6 protein-coding genes and 1 pseudogene are annotated in these 5530 nt (G+C 62.9%); all 7 read left to right on the top strand.

Annotation, left to right across the window (positions count from 1 at the left end; all coding sequences use genetic code 11):
- Positions 1-206 (top strand): annotated as a pseudogene (locus tag ABSG20_RS28495) (hypothetical protein); the annotation flags it as partial.
- Between the two features lie 32 nt (positions 207-238).
- On the top strand, positions 239-955 hold the full coding sequence (gene pyrH, locus ABSG20_RS28490) for a UMP kinase (RefSeq protein WP_423867803.1): 717 nt from the start codon (positions 239-241) through the stop codon (positions 953-955).
- A gap of 74 nt (positions 956-1029) precedes the next feature.
- Positions 1030-1593, top strand: coding sequence for a ribosome recycling factor (gene frr, locus ABSG20_RS28485; RefSeq protein WP_423867802.1), 564 nt, complete (start codon positions 1030-1032; stop codon positions 1591-1593).
- 36 nt (positions 1594-1629) lie between these two features.
- A complete protein-coding gene (locus ABSG20_RS28480) occupies positions 1630-2388 on the top strand; it encodes an isoprenyl transferase (protein ID WP_423867801.1) in 759 nt (252 codons plus the stop codon).
- Positions 2385-3233 (top strand): phosphatidate cytidylyltransferase, encoded by an 849-nt coding sequence (locus tag ABSG20_RS28475; RefSeq protein WP_423867800.1) that lies wholly within the window; start codon positions 2385-2387, stop codon positions 3231-3233. Before ABSG20_RS28480 ends, ABSG20_RS28475 begins: the two co-directional genes overlap by 4 nt.
- Before the next feature lie 4 nt (positions 3234-3237).
- Positions 3238-4461, top strand: coding sequence for a 1-deoxy-D-xylulose-5-phosphate reductoisomerase (gene dxr / locus ABSG20_RS28470; protein WP_423867799.1), 1224 nt, complete (start codon positions 3238-3240; stop codon positions 4459-4461).
- A gap of 81 nt (positions 4462-4542) precedes the next feature.
- Positions 4543-5530 (top strand): M50 family metallopeptidase (locus tag ABSG20_RS28465; protein WP_423867798.1); only part of this gene is annotated, 988 nt, incomplete at its 3' end.

The raw sequence follows: 5530 nt of genomic DNA, 5'->3' as shown, positions 1-5530 counted from the left end.
AGGAGGTCTGCCTGCTGGAGCAGGCCTTCATCCATGACAATGCCAAGTCGGTCGCGCAGGCCGTCAAGGAAGCCGAGGGCAAGATAGGCGCGCCGGTGCAGATCACCGGCTATGTGCGCTACGCTCTGGGCGAGGGAATCGACCGGCAGGATTCCGGCGGCCAGAAGGAACCGCCGGAAGACGCGGCGACCGCATCGTCATCGTAAGTCGGGGCTGCCGCGCCGTTAGGAAAGCGATCATGGCTGAGCCGGTCTACCGTCGCGTGGTGATCAAGCTGTCCGGCGAATACCTTGCCGGATCACAATCCCAAGGCATCGATCAGCCAACCGTCGACCGCATTGCCGGCGATCTGATCGCAGCCCGGAAGCTCGGCACCGAAGTCGCCGTCGTGGTCGGCGGCGGCAACATTCTCCGTGGCGCCGAAGTATCCTCGCGCGGGGTGTCACGCCCTGCCGGCGACACCATGGGCATGCTCGCGACCGTGATGAATTGCCTGGCGCTAGAGGCCGCGATCGAGCGGCGCGGAGCGCCGGCACGGACCCTGTCGGCGTTTGTCATGCCACAGATCTGCGAGCTGTTCACCCGCGTTGCGGCGCACAAATATCTTGCCGAGGGCCAGATCGTGCTGCTCGGCGGCGGCACTGGCAATCCGTTCTTCACCACCGACACCACCGCGGTTTTGCGGGCGGCCGAAATCGGCGCGCAGGCCGTGCTGAAGGCGACCAATGTCGATGGCGTCTACTCTGCCGACCCCAAAAAGGATGCTTCCGCCAAGCGATTTGATCGTCTGACCCATTCACAGGCGATTGAGGGCGGCTACAAGGTCATGGACGCGACCGCATTCGCGCTTGCCCGCGAGACGTCGCTGCCTATCATCGTGTTTTCGATCGCCGATCCGGGTTCGATCGGCGCCATCCTGCGCGGCACTGGCCACGGCACCGTCGTCGCCGGCTGACCGGTTTTGTAATCTTCAAGACCGCGCGCAGGTTGGACGGCCTCGACGGAGTGTTTTCAGGACGGGAGAGCGTTATGCCCACGGAGAAGTTCGACATCAACGAATTGAAACGGCGCATGCAAGGCGCCACCCAGTCTCTCAAGCACGAACTGGGCGGTCTGCGAACCGGCCGCGCCGCTGCCTCGATGCTGGAGCCGGTACAGGTCGATGCCTATGGCACGCATATGCCGCTTAACCAGCTCGCGACCATCAGCGTGCCCGAGCCGCGACTGCTGTCGGTGCAAGTATGGGACAAGTCGATGGTCAAGGCCGTCGAAAAGGCGATCGTCGATTCCAATCTGGGCTTAAGCCCGGCCACCGAGGGACAGGTGCTGCGCCTGCGAATTCCCGAGCTAAACCAGGATCGCCGCAAGGAACTCGTGAAGGTCGCGCATAAATATGCCGAAGCCGCCCGCGTCGCGGTGCGCCATGTCCGCCGCGATGGTCTTGACACCGTCAAAAAGCTCGAGAAAAGCCACGAGATTTCCGAGGACGATCAGGAGCGTCTGGCCGCGGAGGTCCAGAAGGCCACCGATGCGACGATTTCGGAGATCGATCAGTTGCTGGCGGCGAAGGAAAAGGAAATCCTCACAGTTTAGCGCCGAATAAATGCTGTTAGCGCCAAGGATTGTCCGATGCCGAACGCCGCCACCCCCGCAACCAAAGAGCCGGATCGAACCGGCGGTCCGTTGCATGTGGCAGTCATCATGGACGGCAACGGGCGCTGGGCGGCGGCTCGCGGTTTGCCGCGTGCGGAAGGCCATCGCCGCGGTGTCGAGGCGCTGCGCCGCGTCGTGCGCGCCGCCAGCGAACTCGGGATCCTCTATTTGACGATCTTCTCCTTCAGCTCGGAAAACTGGTCGCGTCCGGCGAGCGAGATCGGCGACCTGTTCGGCCTGCTGCGGCGCTTCATTCGTAACGACCTTGCGACCCTGCATCGCGACGGCGTCCGGGTCCGCGTGATCGGCCAGCGTGACGGATTGGAGCCGGACATCTGCGCGCTTTTGAACGAGGCCGAAGACCTCACGCGGAATAATACGCGCCTCATCCTCGTGGTCGCGTTCAACTACGGATCGCGGCAGGAAATCGCCAGCGCGGCGCGGCAGCTGGCGTGCGAAGTCGCCGACGGCAGGCGTGACCCCGCATCGATCGACGCCGACACCATCGGTCGGTACCTCGATGCGCCCGATATTCCAGATCCCGATCTGATTATTCGCACTAGCGGCGAACAGCGGCTGTCGAATTTCCTAATGTGGCAGGCAGCCTATAGCGAACTCGTGTTTGTGCCGATCCACTGGCCGGACTTCGACAAGGCTGCGCTTGAGGGCGCGATCGCCGAATATGCCAGACGGGAGCGCCGTTTCGGCGGTCTGGCCGCGAAAACCGGATCGTGAACGAGGGCGAAGCCGCGCCGGCGGCCGTTGCCGAGCAGGGTTCGCGCAATCTGTTGATGCGTGTCGCCGTCGCGCTGGTGCTGGCGCCTGCTGCGATTGCGAGCGCGTATGCCGGCGGATGGCTGTGGACCGCGCTGGTGACATTGGCCGCGATCGGCCTTTATGTCGAATGGCTGATGATCGTGGCGGCAGCCCGCGAAGCCAAAGTGGTGGCGTCAGGCATCGTTGCGCTTGCCCTGTCGGTAGTTTGTCTTGCCGCGGGGCGGATCGACGCGTCGTTGCTGGCATCGGCACTTGGCTTGGGCGTCGTGACATGGCTTTCGAAGGCTCGGCGGCACTGGAATGCCGCGGGATTCTTCTATGCCACGGTGGCGGCGATCGCATCGGTAATGGTGCGCCTCGATCAGACCTGCGGATTTGTCGCGCTGATGCTGATCCTGCTTGTGGTGTGGGTGACGGATATCGGCGGGTATTTCGCCGGTCGCGGCATCGGCGGCCCAAGGCTCTGGCCGCGCGTCAGTCCGAAGAAGACGTGGGCCGGCGCGATCGCTGGCTTTGGGTCGAGCCTGATCATCGGCGCGGGGTTCGCGGCCTTCGGGCTCGGTAGAACAGCTCCCCTGCTGGCTTTGAGCGCGGCGCTCTCGATCGCTTCCCAGCTGGGCGATTTGTTCGAATCGGCTGTGAAACGACGGTTCGGCGTCAAGGATTCCAGCCACCTTATCCCCGGCCATGGCGGGCTGATGGATCGCCTCGACGGCTTCGTTGCGGCCGTCGTGCTGGCGGCGATTTTAGGGTTATTTCGGGGTGGCGTGGATGGCGTCGGCCGCGGTCTTATGGTTTGGTGAAGATATGAGCGCAGTTCCGTTGCGTAACAGCAAGCCCGCGGCATCCGCTATACGTGCCGTGACCGTCCTCGGCGCCACCGGCTCCATCGGCGACAGCACGATGGATTTGCTGCGGGCCGCGCGCGACCGCTATCGGGTTGAAGCACTGACCGCCAATACCAACGTGCCGGCGCTGGCGAAGCTCGCGAAGGAATTCGACGCGCGATTTGCAGCGATCGCCGATCCCGGTCGCCTGGCTGAGTTGAAGGATGCGCTGTCCGGCACGCGCACCGAGTGCGGCGCCGGTGAAAGCGCTGTCATCGAAGCCGCGGCGCGGCCGGCGGATTGGGTGATGGCCGCCGTCAGCGGTGCGGCCGGACTAAAACCTGCGCTGGCGGCGGTGGATCGCGGCGCGACGATTGCGTTGGCCAACAAGGAATGCCTGGTTTGCGCGGGCGACTTCTTCATGCAACGGGCGGCGAAGGCCAAGTCCTGCATCTTGCCCGCGGATTCCGAACATAACGCACTGTTCCAAGCGCTTGGTTCGGGGAACCGGGATGAACTGGTGCGCGTTATCATCACCGCATCGGGCGGCCCGTTCCGGACCTGGGCCAGCGCCGATATAGAGCAGGCGACGCTCGCGCAAGCCCTGAAACATCCGAACTGGAGCATGGGACAGAAGATCACGATCGATTCGGCGTCCATGATGAACAAGGGGCTCGAGGTGATCGAGGCCTCCTGTCTGTTTGCGCTGACGCCGGATGAGATCGACGTCCTGGTACACCCGCAGTCGATCGTCCACGGCATGGTTGAATTTTCGGATCGTTCCGTAGTGGCGCAATTGGGGGCACCCGACATGCGTACCCCGATCGCGCACTGCCTCGGCTGGCCCGACCGAATCGTCGGTCCGGCCGCCCAGCTCGATCTCGCCAAGATCGGGCAACTGACGTTCGAGGCTCCCGATTTCGGTCGTTTCCCGGGGCTCAGTCTGGCCTATGATGCGCTGCGGGCCGGTGGCGGCGCCACTACCGTCTATAACGCCGCCAACGAGGTGGCCGTGGCGGCCTTTATCGCCGGCCGAATCAAATTTGGGGCGATCGCACGGCTGGTCGAGGCCACTATGAACGACTGGGTCCGATCCGGTAATATGGCACCGTTAACTTCCGCCGACGATGCCATCGCCGTTGACCATGCGGCGCGAAATAAAGCCGCCACCCTCTTGCCTCAAATAGCCGCAAAGGCATCGTAGAATCGTTAACGATAGGGGTCTCCCGCCCTGTTTGCGGCCCTGTAAGAACAGGGCTTTCCGGCTCTGATTGAGAGGCGATGGATGTCTGAGCACATTCTGCACATTTTCAACACTTTGAAGCAATTCGGCTTTGGGGTGCCGTTCCTGTTCGTCCTTGCGATCATCGTTTTCTTCCATGAACTCGGTCACTTCTTGGTCGCTCGCTGGGTCGGCGTGAAGGTGTTAACGTTTTCTTTAGGATTCGGGCCGGAGATTGTCGGTTTCAACGATCGTTACGGCACGCGATGGAAAATCTCGGCGATTCCGCTCGGTGGTTATGTGAAGTTCTTCGGCGACGACAGCGAGGCCTCTACGCCGTCGTCCGACGCGCTTGCCCGTATGACGGAAGAAGAGCGCGAAGGCTCTTTCCATCACAAGAAAGTCGCGCCGCGCGCCGCGATCGTTGCCGCCGGTCCGATTGCGAATTTCCTTCTGGCAATCGTCATCTTTACCTGCCTGTTCACGTTCTTCGGCAAGCCGAGTACGACAGCGCGTGTCGATCAGGTGGAGGCCGGCAGTGCCGCGGCCGCGGCCGGCTTCCAGGTCGGCGACGTGGTCACAACCATCGACGGCCAACCGATCGAAACTTTCTCCGACATGCAGCGAATCGTCGGCGTCCGGGCCGGCGAGCAGTTGTCGTTCACGATAAAACGCGGCGATTCCACGGTGCAATTGCAGGGAACCCCGCAGTTCCGGGAAGTAAAGGACGCGTTCGGAAATGTCCATCGGCTCGGTGTCTTGGGCATTACGCGCAAGACGGCAGCGGGCGATATCACGACGGAGCGTGTGGACCCTGCGACCGCGCTATGGCTCGGGGTCAAGGAAACCTGGTTCGTGGTGGACCGTACCCTGGCCTATATCGGGGGCGTCTTCACCGGGCGCGAGGCGGCCGACCAGGTCGGTGGTCCGCTTCGAATCGCCCAGATCTCTGGTCAGGTCGCGACCATCGGTCTTGCCGCGCTGGTGCATCTCGCCGCGGTTCTGTCGATTTCGATCGGGCTGCTCAATTTGTTTCCGGTTCCTTTACTCG

This window comes from Bradyrhizobium sp. (assembly GCF_049512235.1).
Lineage (GTDB): Bacteria > Pseudomonadota > Alphaproteobacteria > Rhizobiales > Xanthobacteraceae > Bradyrhizobium.
Note: the sequence above shows the minus strand (reverse complement) of the source record. Positions and strands in the feature narration are given on the sequence as shown.

Bases quoted from the DNA above. Each gene is read 5' to 3' on its own strand.
- pyrH (WP_423867803.1), top strand. From the start codon at position 239: ATGGCTGAGCCGGTCTACCGTCGCGTGGTGATCAAGCTGTCCGGCGAA.
- dxr (WP_423867799.1), top strand. From the start codon at position 3,238: ATGAGCGCAGTTCCGTTGCGTAACAGCAAGCCCGCGGCATCCGCTATA.
- frr (WP_423867802.1), top strand. From the start codon at position 1,030: ATGCCCACGGAGAAGTTCGACATCAACGAATTGAAACGGCGCATGCAA.
- ABSG20_RS28480 (WP_423867801.1), top strand. From the start codon at position 1,630: ATGCCGAACGCCGCCACCCCCGCAACCAAAGAGCCGGATCGAACCGGC.